The sequence below is a fragment of the Porphyromonas uenonis DSM 23387 = JCM 13868 genome (assembly GCF_000482365.1).
GTDB classification, from domain to species: domain Bacteria; phylum Bacteroidota; class Bacteroidia; order Bacteroidales; family Porphyromonadaceae; genus Porphyromonas; species Porphyromonas uenonis.
In genome coordinates, this window is sequence record NZ_AXVC01000021.1 from 13,723 (window position 1) to 34,257 (window position 20,535).

Below are 20,535 nucleotides of genomic sequence, written 5' to 3' on the forward strand. Positions count from 1 at the left end.
TAAAAAATTCTTCGGAGGAATCAAATGAAACTTCGGAGGAATCAAAAAATAAGTCCGAAGAATTTGACCATTTCCTAGGTAGGAATTGGGCAAATTCCTAGGTAGAAAATGAAATGAGCTCACATTTATCATGCGTCAGTCCTGGGATGTGAGATTGCAATGCGCTTGTTTATCCAATAAATATGTGTACCTTTGCAGGCAATAGCATTTTTACTAACTATATATGAACCACTACGAAACCGTTTTCATTTTAACTCCCGTTTTGTCTGATGCTCAGATGAAGGAAGCGGTAGATAAGTTCACATCACATCTCACCTCTGCAGGTGCTACGATTGTGAACGATGAGCACTGGGGGCTCAAGAAGCTCGCCTATCCCATCGAGAAGAAGTCTACCGGATTCTATCACTTCATAGAGTTTGACGCTGAGCCTTCAGTGATCAAGCCCTTTGAGACACTCATGAGACGTGACGAGACGGTCCTGCGCTACATCACAATCGCTCAGGACAAGTTCCATCATGCGTATGCTGAGAAGCGTCGCGCACTGAAAAGTAACCCTGTAGCAGAGAAGTAAACCATGGCAAGAACAAGAAGAGGTCGCTATAGCAGACCACTCCCCGGAGAGGTACAGCAGAAGAAGTACTGCCGCTTTAAGAAGGCTGGCATTAAGTTTGTGGACTACAAGGACCCCGAGTTCCTCAAGAAGTTCCTCAATGATCAGGGTAAGATCCTCCCTCGTCGCATCACAGGCAATAGCCTCAAGTTCCAGCGTCGCGTAGCTCAGGCTGTCAAGCGTGCTCGTCACCTAGCTCTGCTACCCTTCGTAACGGACCTTATGAAGTAATCATCACCTAGAGACCGATAAGACAATGGAAGTAATACTGAAAGAAGACATTATCAACCTAGGCTTTAAGGATGATATCGTAACTGTCAAGGATGGCTACGGACGCAACTACCTAATCCCTCAGAAGAAGGCTGTCATCGCTAGCGAAAGCGCTAAGAAGATGCTCGCTGAGGAGCTGCGCCAGAGAGCTCACAAGCTCGAGGCTATCAAGCAGGAGGCACAGGCTCTCGGTCAGAAGATCGATGGCATGCACCTGGAGATCAAAGCTAAGACATCTAAGTATGGTGTCATCTTTGGCTCTGTAACGAACATACAGCTCGCTGAGGCACTCGCTGAGAAGGGCTTCGAGATCGATCGCAAGATCATCCAGATCAAGAAGGCTGTCAAGGAGGTTGGCGACTACGATGCTCAGGTACGTCTACACCGTGAGGTGATCGTGCCTATCACCTTCACCGTCATCTCGGAGAATCACGCCGTCATCGAGTCTGAGACGCCAGCTCCCGCACCTGCACCAGCTCCTGAGGCTGTTGCCGAGGAGCAGACAGAGGCTCCCGAGGCTAAGGCTGAGGAGACAGCTGAGGCTGCTGAGTAATATATTGAGACTGTTGCAAAAGTCAACAGTCTCACAATCTTGCAAGCAAGATTATTCTGACTTTGCAGAAAGGATGAAGCGCAAGGCGCTGAGGGTAAGGCCCGAAGGGAGCATACCTCCGTATGTGACCGAAGCCGAATCCCGAAAGCAACACATCGATTCGCCTTTATGCAACAGTCTCATATTAGAGAGCTCTGATCTAGTGGCGTAGCTTACGCTAGCACCACAGTCATTCATCCAGGCTCTCCTGAGACTACCTCATAAGTCTCAATAATATCTAAGAGAGGGTCGCTACGTATCATCTACGTGGCGACCCTCTCTGCTTGAGACTGTTGCATAAAGGCGAATCGCTGTGTTGCTTTCGGGATTCGGCTTCGGTCACATACGGAGGTATGCTCCCTTCAGGCCTCACCCTCAGCGCCTTGCGCTTCATCCTTTCTACAAAGTCTAGACAATCTTGCAAGCAAGATTGTGAGACTGTTGACTTTTGCAACAGTCTCTGCTTATATGCTTGCGATGATTGACTCTTGGCATGGACGGGAATAGAGGTCTACTCGTCTAGCCGTTCTGACGATGCGCGCCCCTACACAGGGGATACACGTATGAGTTACTTAGTCTAGCGCGTTACTGCTGGAGACGCACCTGCTGCACCCCTTTGATGCTCTGTAGTTGTGCTTGCAGGGCAAAGAGCGTCTGGCGCTCTCCCTCTCTAAAGGTGAAGGTGCCGTGCCAGAGTCCTCCGTCGAGCTGTTGTTCCTCATTGATCAAGCTACACTCGTCCGCTTGATGTAGCGTAGAGACGACTCGTCCTATTGTGACCGCATCGTGAAGAGCAGTCACATAGAGCGTCGCAACCACCGCAGAGCTCTCCATGCCCCGCCAACGAGCCGGCAAGACACGATCGCCGTGACGGCCTAAGATGTCAATAGCATTCGGGCAACTACGAGTATGTATCTTCAGTCCCGACTTAGAGGGATAGGCAAAGATCTCATCGCCCATCTTAGGGTTGCAGCAATTGGCCAGCGTGTACTCTAGTCCCTTGAAGTCTGCCGTGGAGACTACAATCTCACGACCGTCGGAAGCTTCTGGCGATTTAATCGCTGTCGGTGTGGAAGCTACGCGTCTACTCTCGGCGGCACGAGCCTCCGCCTCTGCACTAAGCGCAGCATACTGATCGAGGAAGTTAGGCACATTGACCCGCTCCTCGGAGAGGTCTATGAAGAAGTCCATATTCCCCTTGTACCCCATCTTGCGCAGGAGGGAGGTGAAGATAGACTCTTGGTAGACGAGATGTCTATTCTTAAAGCGTCTCTCGAGGAGCTCCTTGCCCGCTTGCAGTCCGCTCTCTTGCTGGTCACGTATCGCTTGGCGGATCTTATTCTTCGCCTTGCGGGTGGTGACTGACTGAAGCCAGTCTATGGAGGGTCGCTGATTCTTTGCCGTGGTAATATTGACCACATCGCCATTCTTCAGCTTATCTCTCAGCTTAGCGCGCTTGCCATTGACCTGAGCGCTCTGCGCCATCAACCCCACATTGGAGTGTATGGCAAAGGCGAAGTCCAGGACAGTCGCGCCCTTCGGCAGGCGAATCATCTGCCCCGTCGGAGTAAAGACGAAGATATCTCTCGACTCAACTCGGAGAGAGAGCTGCGCATTCGCCTTCTCCTTATCACCCGCCAAGTCCTCGATCACCTGACGCATACTGGTGAGTTGCGAGTCTAGACTAGCTTCTCCCGAGACGCCCTTGTAGCGCCAGTGCGCTGCCATACCACTCTCAGCGATACGGTCCATACGCGTGGTGCGGATCTGTATCTCGACGCTCTTACCTTCGGGTCCCTGCACCGTAATCTGTAGAGACTCATAGCCGTTTGCCTTAGGTTGCGAGATCCAGTCGCGGAGACGCTTCGTATTGGGCGTGTAGAGGTCCGTCACGATCGAGTAGACGAGCCAGCACGCCTCGTACTCCTCATCGGGCGGTGCGTCAATGATGATGCGCATGGCGGAAAGGTCGTGGATCTCTTCGAAAGTGACCCCTTTGTTGCGCATCTTGTTCATGATGGAGGTAAAAGTTTTGCTCCTCGACTTGATCGTGTAGGGCCAGCGAAGGGGAAGTTCCTCGAGACGCTTCTGGATAGGAGCAACAAAAGCATCCATATAAGCTTGTCTTGCCACGATGGTCTGCCCCATCAGCTCTTTGATCTCGTAGTAATGCTTGGGATCAGTGTACTTAAAGATCAAGTCCTCCATCTGGCTCTTGATCTTGTAAAGCCCTAGGCGGTGAGCTGTCGGCACGAAGAGTACCTGCGCCACCTGAGCTAGCAGTACCCTACGACTCTCGTCCATGCGCTCCTTGGCATAGATGAGCTTATTGAGACACTCGACGAGTAGTATCAAGACGACACGTATGTCCTCGGCGATAGTCAGGAGAAACTCCTCTCCCTGATCGGCCTGACGTAGGTCGTAGCGATGGTACAACTCATGCGTCTGTGCCAGACGCTCTATGAGGGGGAGTGTGCCAGGCGGGCAAAGCGCCTCAACCTCTTGAGCTGTGATAGCTCCGCGGATGTAGGGAGGCTCCAGTAGGACCGCCGATATCGAGACGACTCCCAGCCCTATCTCGTCGCAGAGTAGCTGAGCCATCTCAGCTTGCTCCATAAAGATCTCCCGATCGTCCTCCTCTTCGTTAGCACCATACTGTCCCTCACGGATGAGTCGCTCCAGTAGCTCCCGATAAGGCGCTACGTAGCTCGCCACCCCCAACTGATCTGCAGTCCGTAGGAGGTAGCGCATGAGCTCTTGATCATCTCTGTGATGGGTTGGCATGGAGATTAGAGATTAGAAATTAGAGGTTAGAAGTTAGAGATTAGAGGTTAGAAGGGAGAGAAGTTTGTGAGACTAGGAAGACTAGAACCTCTAAGGTCTAATCTCTAATTTCTAATCTCTAACTTCTAACCTCTAATCTCTAATCTCTAATTCTACAGCTCGTCTAGCTCGTCTAGCCCGGCGACGACATAGGGGCGGACCATATCTCGTGGCTTGTAGACCTCGTCGTTCCACTCGATGATGTCTAGATCCATCGGTATGATACCTTCCTCATCGTCATCGTGATCTCGTCCGAGCTTAGCCTCGAGCTTCTTTAGCTGAGCCTCTAGAGTTTCTCTATCTAGGTCGGTCTCAAAGAGTGCGATCAGATTGAGAAAAGCCTTGGCATCCTCGGGCATATCCACAGGCTCCGTAAGCTGGGGCGTCGAAAAACGTATCGTGGGGAAGTGCTTCGTCAGAATCTCCATAACCGTCTTTACGTTGGCCGTGCGATGCTCATTACTGCCTATGCTGATGATCGCTTTGTTTTTCATTGCTTATTATAGTAGTCTAGCTTCTAAAAGTTATTGACATCGTTCGAGTCCACAGCTTCTTGTCCTCGCAGGGAGTAGTCGTGGATCAAGTTGTACAACTGCGCTGCCCAGTGCGGATCCAGTCCATACTGAGTAGCCAGCTCTATATAGTGAGCCTCTACCGCTGCGCGTTGATCAGCTTGATAAAGGCCTAGATGGTTAGCCGTCTTATAGCGTCCTATGGTCTGCGTAAGCTTGCAGCGCTCCGCCAATAGCTCCACGAGTGCAGCGTCCAGATCCCGTAGCTGATAGCGCATCGGGCGGAGCATCGCCTCGTGATCACTACTAGGATGTTGCAGCGACTTCAGTAACTGGTGCAATTGCTCGGGCGTGATCTGCTGACGCGCATCTGTCCAAGCGTGCTCGGGGTCGCAGTGGCACTCGATCATAAAGCCATCGATCGGATAGAGCATCCCCGTACGGCAGACCGCCTCTAGGAGATCAGCTCGCCCCGCTATGTGACTTGGATCAAGTAAGATGGGTAGGTGTTCCTCCGCTCCATAACGCTTATGGTAGAGCGCACGCAGCTGGGCTATCATCTCCCAGTGAGGGCTGTTGCGTAGTTGCTTGGTGTAGACAGGCGTACAGCCTCTCAGGATCGCCATCACCTGGGCAACTCCTCGGCTCTTGATACGCTCTATGGCACCCATCCATAGAGGGGCGTCGGGACTGATAGGGTTCTTCACCAAAACGGTCTGCGTAGCTCCCTCCAGTTGCTCGGCAATCGCCTCTACCATAAAGGGATTGCTCACCGTGCGAGCACCGATCCACACGAAGTCAACGCCCGCAGTGCGCACCGCTTCGACCTGCTCAGGCAGGCACACCTCGGTACCCACCTTGAGTCCCGTAGAGGTCTGTACCTCTTGGAGCCAAGCAAGCCCCTCCACTCCGACACCCTCGAAGGATCCCGGACGGGTACGTGGCTTCCACAAGGCAGCTCGGAAATGCGTGACACCTTGCGCCTTTAGTCCTTGAGCGATCTCAAGCAGTTGCTCGCGACTCTCTGCACTGCAGGGACCCGCTACCAGCATCTGACTCGCTGGAGGCTCCTCAAGGGTACTATGGGCGGACGAATCATCCATATCTAAGGTCGTATACTCGTTTACTCGCTACAAAGGTATTAAAACTATTCCGACTAGAGGCACTCGGGAGGGATAACTTCGCAAATCGAATAGCCACAGGAGACGAGTAGCCCGCCGTAGGGACGCACGATCTGTGCGTCCGTTGTAGTACAGCAAGACGACTAACCCTTTGTAGGGACGCACGGTCGTGCGTCCGTTGTGTCAAAAGATACTGTGACAGGGCTTTTAACGGGGACGGACGCTCGACCGAGCGTCCCTACAACCGTTACACGCCTACCGAGGAAATCGGAAATCTCCACGTGGAAAACGAAAATTCCCCACGGAGGGACGAAATAAAAGTTCGGAAGAATTTGTTCGTTCCTCGCTGGAGATTCAGAAATCTCTACCGAGGAAATGGCTGATTTCTTTGAGAGTGAGGTGTCGGAGTCATCGGAGTCATCGGAAAGCATCGGAGCTATCAGAGCGATCTGACCTGTCGGACGAATAGTCCAATGGAGGGCTACACGCCTCGCTTCGACGGCACTGTTTGGTTTAAGTTATACACTGATGCGTTTTTCCTATTGCAGGTTCAAATATTTGTACTACCTTTGCAGTGTACTACCTAAGACAAACGCTAAGCCAATACGCTTATGAATGCTAAACCGGTCATATCGCTACGCAATCTGCACAAGACCTACCAGGGCGCGCAGCCGCTACATGTCCTCAAGGGGATCAACCTCGACATCTTCCCAGGCGAGATGGTCGCTATCATGGGAGCTTCGGGCTCGGGCAAGAGCACGCTCCTCAACATCCTCGGGCTCCTCGACAGCTACGACGAGGGGAGTTACCATCTAGGCGAGGAGCTACTGAGCAATAGCCTCTCGGAGAACCGCGCTGCCGAGATCCGTTCTAGACAAATAGGATTCGTCTTTCAGTCGTTTAACCTCATCCCCTTCAAGAATGCGCTGGACAACATTGCCCTGCCACTCTTTTATCAGGGAGTCGGTCGCAAGGAGCGCACCAAGCGTGCCGCCGAGCTACTCTCCCGCATGGGGCTAGCCGACTGGGCGGAGCACCTGCCGAGCGAGATGTCGGGAGGACAGAAGCAGCGCATAGCAATCGCACGAGCCCTCATCACCACGCCCTCAGTCATCTTAGCCGATGAGCCGACGGGAGCTTTGGACAGCAAGACCACCATCGAGGTGATGGAGCTACTGCGAGAGATCAATCGCGAGTTGCACCTGACGATGATTATCGTGACGCACGAGCCCGGCGTAGCTGAGATGTGTGACCGCACGATACATATCAAGGATGGGCTGATCGAGGGGGACGGTCTGACGAGCAGTCTGCCCGAGGAGGTGTTTGAGTAAAGAGGATCACACATTATGCGTATAGGACACGAATACTTCTCCGAGATCATAGACAATCTCAAGCGCAACCGCCTGCGCACCTTCTTGACAGGCTTTGCCGTAGCGTGGGGAATCATCTTTTTGGTCATCCTCCTCAGCATCGGCGTGGGGCTCAACCGTGGCATCGCCAAGAGTGCTAATGCGGGCGACACGGAGCCAAACTACGGCATATACTTCGAGGTCTGGATGACCAACCTCCCTTATCAAGGTTACCCAGCGGGGCGTTTTTTGTACCTCGCCGAGTCACAGTTCGCTCAGTTGCAGGAGATGGTGCCAGCTATTGAGGACATCACCCCCAGCCTCAGGTCTTGGAATAAGATAACCTACGCATCACAGGTGACCGAGGGGGCGGTAAAGGGGATCGGCGCCAACTACTTCGGACACTTCGATACCCGTGTCAAGATGCTGGCGGGACGTGGCATCAATGGCAACGACGTATATAATAAGGAGAAGGCACTCCTCATCAGCTCTTCCGATGCGCTCAAGCTCTTTGGCACTGATCGGTATGGAGAGGCGGTCGGCAAGACCGTCTCTGTAGACAATGTCTCCTTTACCGTGGTGGGCGTCTACGAAGCTTCGCAAAACCAATCGGCATCCTATATGCCGAGCAGCACCTTTACCATGATCCATCCCAATGATCAGCGTATCGATGGGGGCTATATCTATGCACCTACGATACGAAGCAAGAAGGATTTCGAGGCTTTCAACAAGGAGCTACTCAAAGCGCTCAGCTCGATACTCTCCTTCTCGCCCGATGACGACCAGGCTCTGTGGGGCTACTCAAACTATGTCAACAACGAGCAGTATAATAAGGTAGTCAACTACTTCTACCTCTTCCTCTGGATCGTCGGGCTGAGCACGCTCCTCATCGGCATCGTCGGCGTGAGCAACATCATGCTGGTCACGGTGCGGGAGCGATACAAAGAGATCGGCATACGCAAGGCTCTGGGCGCCAAGCCCCGTGACATCTTAGCGATGATTATGGTCGAGAGCCTCCTCATCACAGCAGTGGCGGGTGCTATCGGTCTGGTTATTGCCGTGGGACTCGTCGCTCTAGGCGACTACCTCGTGACCGCTTACCACATTGGCGAGATGTCCATTATGGGCGAGACGATCCACCTCTTTGACACGCCAGTCCTCTCGCCACAGATGGCGCTGGGCATCCTCGTTGTGATGATCATTGCGGGAATTGTGGCGGGCTACACGCCAGCTCGTAGAGCGATACGTATTTCGGCTATTGAAGCGATGAGAGATTAGTAACACCCTAGCGTAAAGACTGTACTATGAGACTATTTGATCGAGACATCTGGGGTGAAGCTTTTCACTCCTTACGAACGAATCGCAAGCGTTCCATCGCAACCGCCTTCGGTATCTTCTGGGGCATCCTGATGCTGGTCATCTTGATGAGCTTGAGCCAAGGCTTCTCCAACGGCATGCGCAAGCAGCTAGGTGGTATCTCAAGCAATACCACGATGCTCTACTGCTCCACAACCAGTAAACCGTACAAAGGTTACCCCACCGATCGCTGGTGGTCGCTCTCAGTGAGCGATATAGCCAACCTCCAGAAGCGTTTCCCCGAGATAGAGACGACAGCTGCTATGCAGCAAGGCTCGTGGAACACGCCCGTCAGCTACGGCACCAAGAGTATGACAGCACCGCTCTACTCCGCCTGGGCCTCTTATGACAAGATCGTCTACTCAACCCTCTTAGCTGGACGACGGCTCAACGAGAGCGACGAGCAGCAGCACCGTCGTAACTGCACCATCGGTGAGGAGGTGAGCCAGAAGTTCTTCGCTTCGCACGAGGAGGCATTGGGCAAGGTTATCAATATCAATGGCTCTTACTATACCGTCGTGGGAGTCCTCAAGAGCAAGTCTAAAGGGATGAATATCAATGGCTCTGAAGAGCAAAAGGTACGTATCCCCTACACGATCCTTACCGCATCGCTCGGCCAGAGCAATGAGGTCTACCAACTCTTGTACTCGCTCCATGGCGATGGTAAGGATAGCAAAGCGATCAACGACCGCATCAAAGCTTACATCCGCTCTACCCACGACATAGCACCAGACGATGAGAGCGCCATAGGTGAGTTCAACATCTCAGAGATTTTCACCGCCCAAAACTCCATGCTGTGGGGTGTCAATGTCTTCGTCTGGTTCATCGGTATCGGCACACTCCTCTCGGGCATCATCGGCATTAGCAATATCATGCTCGTCTCCGTCAAGGAGCGCACCCGCGAGATTGGCATACGTCGTGCACTCGGTGCGCAGCGCAAAGACATCGTACGACTCATCCTCCTAGAGAGCGGTATGCTGAGCCTCCTCGCGGGGCTCGTAGGGCTCCTCCTCGGTGTGGGGATCATGTCTATCGTTGCACAGATCGCCACCTCAATGGAAAGCGAGATGTTGGTCAATCCGCTGATCCCCTTTGGCACAGCGATTGGCGCGCTCCTCTTCATCATCATCGGAGGCGTGGTGGGCGGTCTCCTGCCACTCAAGAAAGCACTCGAGATTCGCTCCATCGAAGCGATCCGTGAGGAGTAAACCAACATTCAACTATAGGTAAAAACAAACACAACATAAAGAACTATGAAAGCTAAGCGTATCTTCAAACTTTCCCTTTGGGTCATCTTCGGCCTGCTCGTTGTCATGACCTTCGTCTTCCTCTATAAGAAGGCACAGCCCCAGGCGACCATCTACTCGGTAGAGACGGTGACCCGCGTCCCCTCTATCCAGCGGTCTATCATCCTCACTGGCAAGATAGCTCCTCGCAACGAGGTGATGATCGTGCCACAGCTCAACGGCATCATTGCCGAGATCATGAAGAAGCCTGGCGACCTCGTCAAGGCGGGCGACATCATCGCTCGTATCAAGGTGGTTCCCGAGATGGGTTCGGTCAATCAGGCAGAGTCGCAGGTCGAGATAGCAAAGATAGCTCTCGACGAGGCACAGCAGAAGTACAAGATAGCGACCGAGCTGCACCAGCAAGGGATCGTAGCCGAGGAGGAGTATGCCACAACCAAGGCTAACTACCTACAGGCTAAGGAGCGCCTTGCGAGCGCTAAGGATGCTTACAACATCGTCCTCACCGGCATGAGCCAGCGCAACGCTCAGGGCTCTACGACACTCGTGCGCAGTACGGTAGACGGGACGATACTCGACATACCAGTCAAGGAGGGTAACTCGGTCATTCAGGCTAACTCCTTCAACGCTGGTACCACCATCGCCACCATCGCCGACATGACGGAGATGATCTTCATCGGCAAGGTGGACGAGGTCGACATCGCTCGTGTCGCTACGGGACTACCCGTCACGGTGCGCATCGGAGCGATCGAAGGTTCCGCCTTCTCGGGCGTCGTCGAGTACATCTCGCCCAAGACAATCGAGCAGCAACAAGGCACGCAGTACGAGCTCAAGGCCGCCATCACCATCGATGACTACAGCCGCATACGCTCCGATATGAGTGCCAATGCGGAGCTTATCACCGACCAAGTTTCCAATGTCCTAGCCATTCCCGAGGGCGCACTTCAGTTTGAGGGCGACAAGGTCTATGTTGAGGTGGTCACCTCCGACGCTGATCCGAAGCATCTGCAGACGGAGCGCCGTGAGATCAAGACCGGCATCAGCAACGGTAGCCTCATCGAGGTCAAGAGTGGTCTCAAGGAGGGCGAAAAGGTCAAGGGTACTCCGATAGCTGCCTAACCGAACGAAGATTATTTATAGCCCTGCGCTGTCCGATTTATACCTACCAATAGATGAAGCGGTTACGAGTTCCAAAACTTTTCCAGCCTTGGAACTAAAAAGTTCCAAGGGAGGAACTGAAAAGTTCCAGCGGAGGAACTAAAAAGTTCCAACGGAGGAACTAGAAAGCTCACCCCAGCAAGCCGACAGAACCCGACAAACTCCGACCGACTCCAATCATCAGACAGCCGTAGCGCAACCAAATCATTAAGACAAGACAATCCTATGCTTACACTTCGTCATATCTTCCCCTTAGCCCTACTGGTCGCGGGGAGCTTTACCCTAGCAGCGCAGCAGAGCTGGACGCTACAGCAGTGTATCGACTACGCCGTCGCTCACAGCATCACAGTCGAGGAGGCGCGCCTACGCTTAGCGGGTAGTGAGCAACAGCTCTCCACCACGCAGCACAGTTACCTGCCCTCGCTCTCGGCGAGTGCTAGCCAGAGCGTTAGCCTCGGACGTAGTGCCGACAAGACGGGCGTCATCGGCGATCAATCCTCGAGCAGTACCTCCTTTGGGGCAAACCTCTCGTGGGATGTTTTCTCCGGGATGGCTCGTCCTAAGGCAACGGAGATAGCGCGTCTCAATCTAGACGCTGCGACCGCTGGACTCTCCTATGCCAAGGAGCAGATCGGGCTACAAGTGGCTGAGGGGTACTACAACTTACTCTTCCGTCAAGAGCTAATCCATGTCGCCGATGAGCAACTCAAGCTAACCCGTGAGACGCTCACGAAAACGGCGGCACTGGTCCGTGCGGGCAAATGGTCTCGTGACAAGCTCGCTGAGGTGGAGGCGCAGCTCGCTAAGGACAGCGTCAACTACCTCCGCGCCTGCAGCGATACGGAGCTGGCGCGTCATCAGCTGGCACTCATCATTGAGTTGCCCGACTACACAGAGCTACAGATCACCTTGCCCGATGTCAAGAGCCTCAGCGCTACGCCCGCTCCTGAGCTGGCACTGGCTGACGATGCGCTCCTCGAGCAAGCGCGCTCGATGCGTCCCGAGATGGAGCAGGCAAGGCTACAGCTACAAATGGCGGAGCAGCAGATCGGACTGGAGCAGACGGGCTACATACCGAAGGTTTCCTTTGGTGCGGGCTACAACACGGGCTATTACTACATCCTAAATAAGGAGTTACGGCAGTTTAACCAGCCTTTTGGGGATCAGATGCGCAACAACGGACGCTACTTCGTTGGGCTTTCGCTCTCTGTGCCCATATTTGATGCGATGCGCACGGCAGACAATGTAGCGCAGGCTCGTCTCCGCTACTCCGACCAGCAGATTGCTCTGCGCAAGGTAGACAAAGAGCTCACGCAGCAGCTCTACACGGCTCAGATCAATGCCCGTGCCGCTTACAGTCAGATAGCAGCTGCCGAGCGGGCGACCGAGTCGGCCGAGACGGCGCTGCACTATGCGCAGATCAGCTACGAGGCGGGACGTGCCTCTTCGTACGAACTGGCCGAGGCGCAAAACCGTCACTTCGTTGCTCAGAGCGAAGAGCTCCGCGCTCGCTACGACTACCTCTACCGTGTGCTCGTACTGCACAGCTACATCTCTCCCGCAGAGGAGACTAAATAATGTCTTCACAACACCACGAGTAATGGTTCCCGAACAGCGAGACGAGTAACCCTTTGTAGGGACGCACGGTCGTGCGTCCGTCCCCGTTAAAACTACGATGCTGTAACCTTTGACACAACGGACGCACGACCGTGCGTCCCTACAAATCGTTACACGTCAAGTGAATTCGTCCAAATCGTTATTCGTCTTGTAGAATCTAGTCAGACCCTAAACTTCACAACAATTATGTATTCGCACTCAGATACCCACCTCACCGCAGAACCTCTCGTGCAGGCTCAGGAGGTATGCTTCTCTTATGGCCGGCACCCGCTCTTTAGGGGTGTAAGCTTTACCCTGCCCGCAGGCTCTATCACAGGGCTCCTAGGCAAAAATGGCGAGGGCAAGACGACCCTCCTCAAGCTGCTCTCAGGACTGCTCCTAGCTAAGGGCGGTTCGCTCTCCGTACTCGGACACACCTGCAGAAAGCGCTCGGTGCCACTCCTCCGAGAGCTCTACTACCTCCCCGAGGAGGTGCAGCTACCCGCCACCTCTGCCGTCCAGTACCTCGACGGCGCGGGGCAGTTTTACCCAAACTATGATGCCACACTAGCTCGTCAGCTGCTGCAGGACTTTGACGTGCCACCCACCAACAATCTGCGTCGCCTCTCGATGGGACAGAAGAAGAAGGTAGCGCTCGTGCTGGCGCTCTCTCTGCGGGTGCCGTTGCTCCTCCTCGACGAACCGACCAATGGACTGGACATCCCGTCGAAGAGCAAGTTTCGCCAGCTCCTCGTGCAGCACATCTCTGACGAGCAGACCGTACTGATCAGCACCCACCAGGTGCGTGACCTAGAGCAAATGATAGATCGTCTGGTCGTGCTACACCAAAACCAGATCATCTGCAATGAGACGATCGCTCGCCTCGAGAGCACCTTCTACTGCGGCACCGCCGCCGAGGCGCCTCACGTAGCGCCGCTCTATAGCGAGCCCTCCGTATGGGGAGAGGTCGTAATGACGCCCCGCACGCCAGAGGCTGCCGAGACGGGAGGCTTCTCGATGGAGCTCTTCTTCAACGCTCTGATGTACAACACCCAAGCGGTGCTACAGCACTTATCCCAACCCACAAACGATACACTCACCCCGCAAGCCCCTCTCTCACTATGAACCAATCTGCTAATCTTACGACCGCTGCGCCTAAGACGGGCGTCAGCTCCTTTAGCTTCAAGCGTCTCGGCCAGCTCCTGAAGCTGGACTTCGCCTTTCACCATAGACAGTGGATACAGATCCTGATCGGTGGCTTCCTCGCAGCCTCTATACCAGTGATCGTGTCGGTACTAACTACCTTACTCTTTGGGATGGGTGGCAGTGACTTCTCCGCCCGTAGTGTGTACTTTGCCTGCCAATACTGTAGCCTCCTAGCGGTCTCTCTCGGAGTGATGATCAGCTACAACCAGCGTGTCAATGCTCCGCTCTCGCCACTCTACCTACAGATACCCGCCTCAGCGACGGAGAAGTATGTTTCGCTCCTCCTCCTGACGCTGGTACTGCACATCATCACGCCGCTCCTAGGGGCGATCGCCTGGACTGTCTACATGCTTATATGGGCCCTGATGGAGGGTAGTCAGGTACTCGCCCTCTATCCACAGATCCTCACAGATCCGCTAGGCTATGATAATGAGTCGCTACAATATGCGTGGGCTGTCAGCCTGATGATAGGTATGCAGCTGGCGGGCTATGCCACTTACCTCTTCTGTATCATCTCGGCGCGCAAACCCTTACGTGCAGTTCTGCGCTTTATGGGCATCGGATTTGGGATCTTCGTCGTATCGATGCTTGGCGTTAGCATGCTGATGCATCTACTAGACATTGGTAGTATAAGCCCTGATGAGACAGAGCGTTATCTTGTCTTCTACTTGGGCAATGGCGATGAGCTCAGCATCTCGCTCCTCGCCATGACGATACCATTCTACCTCTACGCCTTTGTGATGGTCTGGCTCGGCCTGCGCTCGCTACGACGCAAGCAGGTCACGGCATAACCCTTCTAACCTAATGATCATGATCACACCACGTTTTAATCCGCAAGTAGTCATCTACGCTCAGATAGAGCAGCGCATCAAGGAGAAGATCCTCTCGGGCGAGTACCCCGCGGGGACGCAGATCCCGAGCGTGCGCCAGCTAGCTGCCGAGCTGGAAACCAATGCCAATACGATCTTCAGAGCTTATGAGAACCTGCAAAACGAGGGACTCATCTATCCGAAGAAAGGGCTCGGTCTCTATGTCTCCGAAACGGCCGAGATGCTCCTACGCGATGAGGCCTATCGTGTGCTAACCGAGGAGGAGCTCCCCGAACTCTTTGCTCAGCTCAAAGTGCTTAACATGGACATCCTAGAGGTGGTCAGACGGCACGCCGACTGGGTCAAGCAGCAGGGAGACCCTGACGCTTAGCCCACCTCCGCACTAATCCGCAATCATCACTTTTCCAAATAGCGTTAGTTGTAAGAGACTGTTGCCCCCGTGCAGCAGTCTCTTCTTCACAGACACCGTCGGTCTTACCACTAGCTCTTGCATTTTCCTTACCTTTGTGACAGTTAACTATGACGACAGTAGAGAGATATCACGATATAAGTATGGGACATCGTGTCGTGGGACACGAGTCGAAGTGCCGCCACCTACACGGACACAACTACCGAATACACTTCACCTGCTCCGCAGCACAGCTCGATGAGCTGGGACGGGTGATAGACTTTGGCGTAATCAAGGAGCTCCTCTGCATGTGGCTGGAGGAGCATTGGGATCACAAGATGATGATCTACGATGAGGACCCGCTACTCCCATCACTACGGGAGCTGGTGCCAGAGGACTTGGTCGTGGTGCCCTTTAATCCGACAGCCGAGGCGATGGCGCATTACCTCGTCGAGACGATCGCTCCCGCACAACTTGCCGGCACGGGCGTGACGCTCGTCAGCTGCCGTGTTGAGGAGACGGCACGATGCAGTGCTACCTACTCACTACCTATATAGTATGCAGTCGCTACCGGTCAACGAAATCTTCTACAGTCTCCAGGGCGAGGGAGGACAGATGGGACGCGCGATGCTCTTCGTGCGACTCTCGGGGTGCAATCTCGCCTGCGACTACTGTGACACGGACTTTGCGGGACATCGGCTCATGACGGCTTCAGAGATTTTGGCCGAGCTGGAGGGCTACCCCTGCCGAGACATCCTCTGGACTGGTGGCGAACCGACCTTAGCGCTGCGGGAGGAGCATATAGCTTTCTTTCACGAGCAGGGCTATCGTCAGTCTATCGAGACAAATGGCACACGCTCCGTGCCTCGGGGACTGGACTACGTCACTTGCTCGCCTAAGCCAGAAGCAATAAGTGGCCTGCGGGAGCGTTTTGTAGATAACTACCCTGACGGCATTGATGAGGTGCGCTGGCCACTACAACTAGGCGCTCCCCTACCGCCACCCATCGAGCAATTGGTGCGGGCACGGCGTTACTACGTCAGCCCCGTAGAGGAAACGGGCGTGGAGATGTCGGCAGTGGTGGCACGCTGTATGGACTTCGTCCTAGCCCACCCCGAGTGGCGGCTCAGCGTACAGCTACACAAGTTGCTAGGGTTTCGCTAAGTAAACGGTTTGCTATGAAGGTCTCGTCGTCACATATTCGCTGGTTGCTCGTGCTACTCCCGTGCGCTATGGCGCTCTGTAGCTTGATGGGCTGCAAGAGTGTGACGCTGAGCAAGGCAGAGCTGTACGACCATACAGGTCGCTACGCCCTCGCTGCCGATAGCTACTACACGCTCTACCGCCGCACCTCTCGCAAGAAGCCAGAGCGACGGGCTTACCTAGCCTTCAAGGCTGCGGAGAATTACCGACGACTGGGCAACACACCCCGTGCGCTCAACTGCTACAACCTAGCTCTCTCGGGGGACTATCCCGACTCGATCCTCCACCTACGCATTGCTCAGGAGCTACAACAGCTGGGGCGCTGGCGGGAGGCGGGCAAAGCTTACAAGCAGTTTCTAGAGTACTACCCACACGACTACTTCGGACGCATAGGACTGGCGAGTGTGCGTCAGGCTGACTCGCTCCTCGCCCACCCCACGGGACACACGGTCGAGACGGATCGTCTCTTGATCTCGCCCTATGCGGAGTTTGCCCCTTGCTATGCGCCCGACGGCACGATACTCTACTTCACCAGTAGCCGGGTGCCTCTCCGTGATATGCTGCAGGAGAGCGAAGTGACGGGGTTGGGGACGAACAATCTCTTTATGATCAAGCAGGACGCCTCGGGCAAGTGGTCCCGCCCCGACAGCGTGCCAGGCAGTGTCAATACGCCCGAAGATGAGGGTACGCCCTCCATCTCGTCAGACGGCAACACGCTCTACTACTCCTACGCTGAGCAAAGCTCCACCTACGACCGTACCGTGCAGATCTACAAAGCCTCCAAGTCTAGCCAAGGAGGCTGGGGCAAAGGCGAGCGCGTACCCATCTGGGAGGATTCGCTACGCATGGCGGCGCATCCCGCCATTGACGCTTCGGGACGATACCTTTACTTCGTGAGCGAGGGGGCTGGCCTAGGTGGCAAAGACCTTTACCGCATATCCCTCAGCGAGCATGGCTGGGGCAAGCCGGAGCACCTAGGCAACGAGATCAATACGCCTGGCGACGAACTCTTTCCGACGATGGTGGGCGACAGTACCCTATACTTCTCCTCCAATGGACGTGTGGGGCTGGGCGGACTGGACCTATACAAGGCGCAGATGGACTCGCTCGGCGGGTGGCAGGTGACGCATCTGGGCGCTCCGATGAACTCCTCCGCCGATGACTACGCACTTACCTTCTCACCGAAGCCGCAGTCGGGCTTAGCGGAGGAGGGTTACCTCTCCTCGACTCGTGGCGACCAGCGCGGACGACCACACCTCTACCGCTTCTCATTGCCCGCCACCATCATCCGCATCGATGGCTTCGTGATGGACCGTGAGGGGTATGGCATCCCGCAGGCGACGGTACGCATTGCCGATGAGCAAGGTTTGCTCGCTACACCCATTGTCTCGACACGTGACGACGGTTCTTTTGTCCTTGAAATTGCCGGGTCCAACCGCTACGTGCTACATGCCTCGCACCCAGACTACCTCAACCAATACATGCCACTCGTGACCGACAGCGCCACCGAGAGCACCGACTACTTGGTTGACTTTTACCTAGCTTCGCGCCTGCACTCGGAGCAGATCCACGACATCTACTACGACTTTGACCGAGCTTCGCTACGCCCCGAGGGGAAGAAGAGTCTCGACTACCTCGTCACGCTCCTAGAGCAAAACCCCGACGTGCGCCTCGAGCTGAGCAGTAACACAGATCGCAAGGGTTCGCAGGCTTACAATCAGAAGCTCTCGCAGCGTCGTGCGCAGAGTGTCGTCAACTACCTTATCGCCAAGGGCATTGCGGCCGACCGTCTAGAGGCTCGTGGCTACGGCAAGGAGCGTCCCTACGTAGTGACCAAAGGAATGGCGGTGCGCTTCGATTGGTTGCCCGAGGGGCAGGAGCTAACGGCCGAATGGGTCGGCACGCTGACCGAAGAGCAGCAAGTCGTCTGCGACCAGCTCAACCGTCGCACTGAGTTTACCGTCATACAATAATATATAGAGTGACCTAAGCAATGATACATTACCAAGCGGACCCAGACTTAGCGGGCGTCTACCTCATCGAGCCAGACTGCTACGGCGATGCGCGTGGCTACTTTGCCGAGACTTACCGCACGGCAGACTTTGCAGCGACCGTCGCGCCTAGACCATGGGTGCAGGAAAACGAATCGTCCTCCGTCCGTGGCGTCTTGCGTGGTCTGCATCTCCAGCGAGGCGAAGCGAGCCAAGCGAAGCTGGTGCGTTGCGTCGTGGGCGAGATCATGGATCTGATCGTGGACCTACGGCGAGACAGCGACACTTACGGGCAGTGGCGCAGCTATCATCTCTCGGAGCAGAACCATCGGCAGCTTTACATACCGAGAGAGTTTGCGCACGGCTTCCTCGTTCTCTCGGAGCAAGCGAAGTTTCTCTACAAAGTGGACAACGGCTACGCCCCCGAGAGCGAGCTCTGCATACGCTATGACGACCCGCAACTGGCGATCCCCTGGGAGTCGTGGGGCATCTCGCCCGAAGAGCTGATTCTTTCGGACAAAGACCTACGGGGCATCTCCCTAGCCGACTACACCGCATCACGCTTTTGACACCTTACGCTATGACTTCATACCGACATACCTACGCTGTGACTGGAGCTGCTGGCTTCATCGGCACTAACCTCGCTTACTACCTGAGCGAAGCCCTCGCCCCTGACGAGCGAATCGTACTGATCGACAAACTAACCTATGCGGGCAACTACCGCTCCATCGAACCGCTCATCGACAACGAACGGATCGTCTTCGTCCAGGCAGATATCTGCGATGCCGAGGCGATGGACGCTCTCTTCACCCACTACGCTCCGCACTACCTGATCAACCTGGCGGCCGAGAGCCACGTCGATCGAAGCATCGAGGACCCCGCCATCTTCGTACGCACCAATATCCTCGGCGTACAGACCTTGCTAGACACCATTCGCAACCATTGGTCTACCACCAGCGGGCGAGGCTCTTATCCCGTATGGCAGGAGGGACGTATGATGCTCCAGGTCTCCACGGACGAGGTGTATGGTTCGCTCGGTCGGGAAGGCTTCTTCGTGGAGAGCACGCCGCTTGACCCACGCAGTCCCTACAGTGCTGCGAAAGCTTCGGCCGATCTCCTCTGCCAAGCAGCTGTGCACACGCACCATGCGCCAGTCGTTTGGACAAGATGCTCGAACAACTACGGGCCCTACCAGTTTCCCGAGAAGCTCATCCCGCTCGTCATCCGTCAGTGTCTCCTCGGCAAGGAGATACCGATCTACGGCACGGGCGAGAATGTGCGTGACTGGCTCTATGTCACCGACCATTGTCGTGCGCTCCACCTCGTGGTGACCCAGGGGAAAGCTGGTACAGCGTACAATATCGGCGGGCACAACGAACATACCAATCTAGAGATAGTCCGGATCATCATCGACCAGCTACACGATCGTCTGAGCAAAGAGCCAGCACGTGCCGAGCGCATCTCTGAGATCTTAGGCGCTCAGGTTCAGCCCGAGCTGATCAACGAGCAGCTGATCACCTTCGTCCGTGATCGTCTCGGCCACGACGCCCGCTACGGCATCGACCCCACCTTCATTCATCAGGAGCTAGGGTGGATCCCCTCGATCCCCTTTGCTGAGGGCATCGGCTACACGATCGACTGGTACCTCGACCACTTCGACTGGGTTAAGGGGATCACTGACGAAGACTACCAGCACTACTACCAGCAGATGTACAGCGGACGATGAAGGTCTACGGCATAGACGACGAGTCTCGGCTCTTTTACAAAGGCGAAGCACTACTTCGCCCGGGCTACCCCTTCTTCGTTCCTCACCTCGAAGCGGAGTGGTGTGCTATCCCTTCGCTCGCCATCAAGATAGGACGGACGGGCAAGTGCGTGGCGCCTCCCTTTGCCGAGCGGTACATCGAGTCGTGCGCTGCTGGCTGGGACATCACCTGCCGCTCGCTACTCGCTGAGCTACGTGAGGCGGGCGCTCCGTGGGAGCGTGCTAAGGTGTACGACGGCAGTGCCGTAGCCCTCGACTGGCAACCCCTTGACACTGCGCTCGCAGAGCACTACACGCTGACCCTCTCCGAGCAGAGCTGGACGCTCTCACGTGCAGCGGTCTGCCAAGCGCTCTCGCTCCTCTCCGAGTGCCTCACCATTCACACGGGCGACGTACTCCTATTCAACGCAATCCCCATAACAGCAGCTCCCGCCATTGCCCCCGAGCAACAGCTCTCCCTGACGCTACAGGCTGGCGAAAGGCTCCGCTCCACTACCCTACTACGCATCAAGTAAAGC

At 55.2% G+C, this 20,535-nt stretch carries 20 protein-coding genes; 17 read left to right on the forward strand and 3 right to left on the reverse strand.

Annotated elements, in window-relative coordinates; translation table 11 throughout:
- Positions 1-223 precede the first annotated feature (223 nt).
- The 3 genes from rpsF to rplI are packed head-to-tail and all read left to right on the forward strand — an operon-like array spanning position 224 to position 1,433.
- Entirely contained in the window at positions 224-571 is a 348-nt protein-coding gene (gene rpsF / locus L215_RS0100635) for a 30S ribosomal protein S6 (RefSeq protein ID WP_007364715.1), read from the forward strand.
- Positions 572-574: 3 nt separating this feature from the next.
- Positions 575-841 (forward strand): 30S ribosomal protein S18, encoded by a 267-nt coding sequence (gene rpsR / locus L215_RS0100640; RefSeq protein ID WP_025883177.1) that lies wholly within the window; start codon positions 575-577, stop codon positions 839-841.
- Positions 842-866: 25 nt separating this feature from the next.
- The gene (gene rplI / locus L215_RS0100645; protein ID WP_025883178.1) at positions 867-1,433 is read left to right on the forward strand and encodes a 50S ribosomal protein L9; all 567 of its coding nucleotides are present in this window, start codon (positions 867-869) and stop codon (positions 1,431-1,433) included.
- 624 nt (positions 1,434-2,057) lie between these two features.
- Here the strand turns inward: rplI and L215_RS0100650 are convergent.
- From L215_RS0100650 to L215_RS0100660, 3 genes are all read right to left on the reverse strand, one after another.
- On the reverse strand, positions 2,058-4,256 hold the full coding sequence (locus L215_RS0100650) for a RelA/SpoT family protein (RefSeq protein ID WP_025883306.1): 2,199 nt from the start codon (positions 4,254-4,256) through the stop codon (positions 2,058-2,060).
- Positions 4,257-4,408: 152 nt separating this feature from the next.
- The gene (locus L215_RS0100655; protein ID WP_027451183.1) at positions 4,409-4,789 is read right to left on the reverse strand and encodes a 2-amino-4-hydroxy-6-hydroxymethyldihydropteridine diphosphokinase; all 381 of its coding nucleotides are present in this window, start codon (positions 4,787-4,789) and stop codon (positions 4,409-4,411) included.
- Between the two features lie 23 nt (positions 4,790-4,812).
- Positions 4,813-5,910: a chorismate mutase gene (locus tag L215_RS0100660; RefSeq protein ID WP_025883308.1), complete on the reverse strand. Its 1,098-nt coding sequence runs from the start codon at positions 5,908-5,910 to the stop codon at positions 4,813-4,815.
- A 629-nt stretch (positions 5,911-6,539) separates the two neighbouring features.
- Here L215_RS0100660 and L215_RS0100665 point away from each other — a divergent pair.
- The 14 genes from L215_RS0100665 (at position 6,540) to L215_RS0100730 (ending at position 20,532) form a co-directional block, all read left to right on the forward strand.
- Complete coding sequence (locus tag L215_RS0100665) at positions 6,540-7,259, forward strand: ABC transporter ATP-binding protein (RefSeq protein ID WP_025883310.1); 720 nt, start codon at positions 6,540-6,542, stop codon at positions 7,257-7,259.
- Between the two features lie 15 nt (positions 7,260-7,274).
- The gene (locus L215_RS0100670) at positions 7,275-8,555 is read left to right on the forward strand and encodes an ABC transporter permease (protein ID WP_025883312.1); all 1,281 of its coding nucleotides are present in this window, start codon (positions 7,275-7,277) and stop codon (positions 8,553-8,555) included.
- A 26-nt stretch (positions 8,556-8,581) separates the two neighbouring features.
- Positions 8,582-9,841, forward strand: a complete 1,260-nt coding sequence (locus tag L215_RS0100675) for an ABC transporter permease (protein WP_025883314.1) — start codon at positions 8,582-8,584, stop codon at positions 9,839-9,841.
- A 45-nt stretch (positions 9,842-9,886) separates the two neighbouring features.
- Entirely contained in the window at positions 9,887-10,999 is a 1,113-nt protein-coding gene (locus L215_RS0100680; RefSeq protein WP_025883316.1) for an efflux RND transporter periplasmic adaptor subunit, read from the forward strand.
- A gap of 264 nt (positions 11,000-11,263) precedes the next feature.
- Positions 11,264-12,616, forward strand: coding sequence for a TolC family protein (locus L215_RS0100685; RefSeq protein WP_027451184.1), 1,353 nt, complete (start codon positions 11,264-11,266; stop codon positions 12,614-12,616).
- 225 nt (positions 12,617-12,841) lie between these two features.
- Positions 12,842-13,759 carry an ATP-binding cassette domain-containing protein gene (locus tag L215_RS0100690; RefSeq protein WP_025883317.1) on the forward strand — a complete coding sequence of 306 codons (918 nt, stop codon included), beginning with the start codon at positions 12,842-12,844 and terminating at the stop codon, positions 13,757-13,759.
- On the forward strand, positions 13,756-14,631 hold the full coding sequence (locus tag L215_RS0100695) for a hypothetical protein (protein ID WP_027451185.1): 876 nt from the start codon (positions 13,756-13,758) through the stop codon (positions 14,629-14,631). The genes L215_RS0100690 and L215_RS0100695 overlap by 4 nt, the downstream gene beginning before the upstream one ends.
- Positions 14,632-14,650: 19 nt before the next feature.
- On the forward strand, positions 14,651-15,040 hold the full coding sequence (locus L215_RS0100700; RefSeq protein WP_025883318.1) for a GntR family transcriptional regulator: 390 nt from the start codon (positions 14,651-14,653) through the stop codon (positions 15,038-15,040).
- Positions 15,041-15,189: 149 nt separating this feature from the next.
- Positions 15,190-15,615, forward strand: coding sequence for a 6-pyruvoyl trahydropterin synthase family protein (locus tag L215_RS0100705; protein WP_007364760.1), 426 nt, complete (start codon positions 15,190-15,192; stop codon positions 15,613-15,615).
- 1 nt (position 15,616) lies between these two features.
- Entirely contained in the window at positions 15,617-16,222 is a 606-nt protein-coding gene (locus L215_RS0100710; RefSeq protein WP_025883321.1) for a 7-carboxy-7-deazaguanine synthase QueE, read from the forward strand.
- 14 nt (positions 16,223-16,236) lie between these two features.
- Entirely contained in the window at positions 16,237-18,234 is a 1,998-nt protein-coding gene (porE, locus tag L215_RS0100715; protein ID WP_025883323.1) for a PorE family type IX secretion system protein, read from the forward strand.
- Between the two features lie 20 nt (positions 18,235-18,254).
- Entirely contained in the window at positions 18,255-18,821 is a 567-nt protein-coding gene (gene rfbC / locus L215_RS0100720) for a dTDP-4-dehydrorhamnose 3,5-epimerase (protein ID WP_025883324.1), read from the forward strand.
- A gap of 11 nt (positions 18,822-18,832) precedes the next feature.
- Entirely contained in the window at positions 18,833-19,978 is a 1,146-nt protein-coding gene (gene rfbB, locus L215_RS0100725) for a dTDP-glucose 4,6-dehydratase (RefSeq protein WP_036871845.1), read from the forward strand.
- Positions 19,975-20,532: an FAA hydrolase family protein gene (locus L215_RS0100730; protein ID WP_025883328.1), complete on the forward strand. Its 558-nt coding sequence runs from the start codon at positions 19,975-19,977 to the stop codon at positions 20,530-20,532. Before rfbB ends, L215_RS0100730 begins: the two co-directional genes overlap by 4 nt.
- Positions 20,533-20,535: the final 3 nt, after the last annotated feature.

Bases quoted from the DNA above. Each gene is read 5' to 3' on its own strand.
- rpsF (WP_007364715.1), top strand. From the start codon at position 224: ATGAACCACTACGAAACCGTTTTCATTTTAACTCCCGTTTTGTCTGAT.
- rpsR (WP_025883177.1), top strand. From the start codon at position 575: ATGGCAAGAACAAGAAGAGGTCGCTATAGCAGACCACTCCCCGGAGAG.
- rplI (WP_025883178.1), top strand. From the start codon at position 867: ATGGAAGTAATACTGAAAGAAGACATTATCAACCTAGGCTTTAAGGAT.
- L215_RS0100650 (WP_025883306.1), bottom strand. From the start codon at position 4,256: ATGCCAACCCATCACAGAGATGATCAAGAGCTCATGCGCTACCTCCTA.
- L215_RS0100655 (WP_027451183.1), bottom strand. From the start codon at position 4,789: ATGAAAAACAAAGCGATCATCAGCATAGGCAGTAATGAGCATCGCACG.
- L215_RS0100660 (WP_025883308.1), bottom strand. From the start codon at position 5,910: ATGGATGATTCGTCCGCCCATAGTACCCTTGAGGAGCCTCCAGCGAGT.
- L215_RS0100665 (WP_025883310.1), top strand. From the start codon at position 6,540: ATGAATGCTAAACCGGTCATATCGCTACGCAATCTGCACAAGACCTAC.
- L215_RS0100670 (WP_025883312.1), top strand. From the start codon at position 7,275: ATGCGTATAGGACACGAATACTTCTCCGAGATCATAGACAATCTCAAG.
- L215_RS0100675 (WP_025883314.1), top strand. From the start codon at position 8,582: ATGAGACTATTTGATCGAGACATCTGGGGTGAAGCTTTTCACTCCTTA.
- L215_RS0100680 (WP_025883316.1), top strand. From the start codon at position 9,887: ATGAAAGCTAAGCGTATCTTCAAACTTTCCCTTTGGGTCATCTTCGGC.
- L215_RS0100685 (WP_027451184.1), top strand. From the start codon at position 11,264: ATGCTTACACTTCGTCATATCTTCCCCTTAGCCCTACTGGTCGCGGGG.
- L215_RS0100690 (WP_025883317.1), top strand. From the start codon at position 12,842: ATGTATTCGCACTCAGATACCCACCTCACCGCAGAACCTCTCGTGCAG.
- L215_RS0100695 (WP_027451185.1), top strand. From the start codon at position 13,756: ATGAACCAATCTGCTAATCTTACGACCGCTGCGCCTAAGACGGGCGTC.
- L215_RS0100700 (WP_025883318.1), top strand. From the start codon at position 14,651: ATGATCACACCACGTTTTAATCCGCAAGTAGTCATCTACGCTCAGATA.
- L215_RS0100705 (WP_007364760.1), top strand. From the start codon at position 15,190: ATGACGACAGTAGAGAGATATCACGATATAAGTATGGGACATCGTGTC.
- L215_RS0100710 (WP_025883321.1), top strand. From the start codon at position 15,617: ATGCAGTCGCTACCGGTCAACGAAATCTTCTACAGTCTCCAGGGCGAG.
- porE (WP_025883323.1), top strand. From the start codon at position 16,237: ATGAAGGTCTCGTCGTCACATATTCGCTGGTTGCTCGTGCTACTCCCG.
- rfbC (WP_025883324.1), top strand. From the start codon at position 18,255: ATGATACATTACCAAGCGGACCCAGACTTAGCGGGCGTCTACCTCATC.
- rfbB (WP_036871845.1), top strand. From the start codon at position 18,833: ATGACTTCATACCGACATACCTACGCTGTGACTGGAGCTGCTGGCTTC.
- L215_RS0100730 (WP_025883328.1), top strand. From the start codon at position 19,975: ATGAAGGTCTACGGCATAGACGACGAGTCTCGGCTCTTTTACAAAGGC.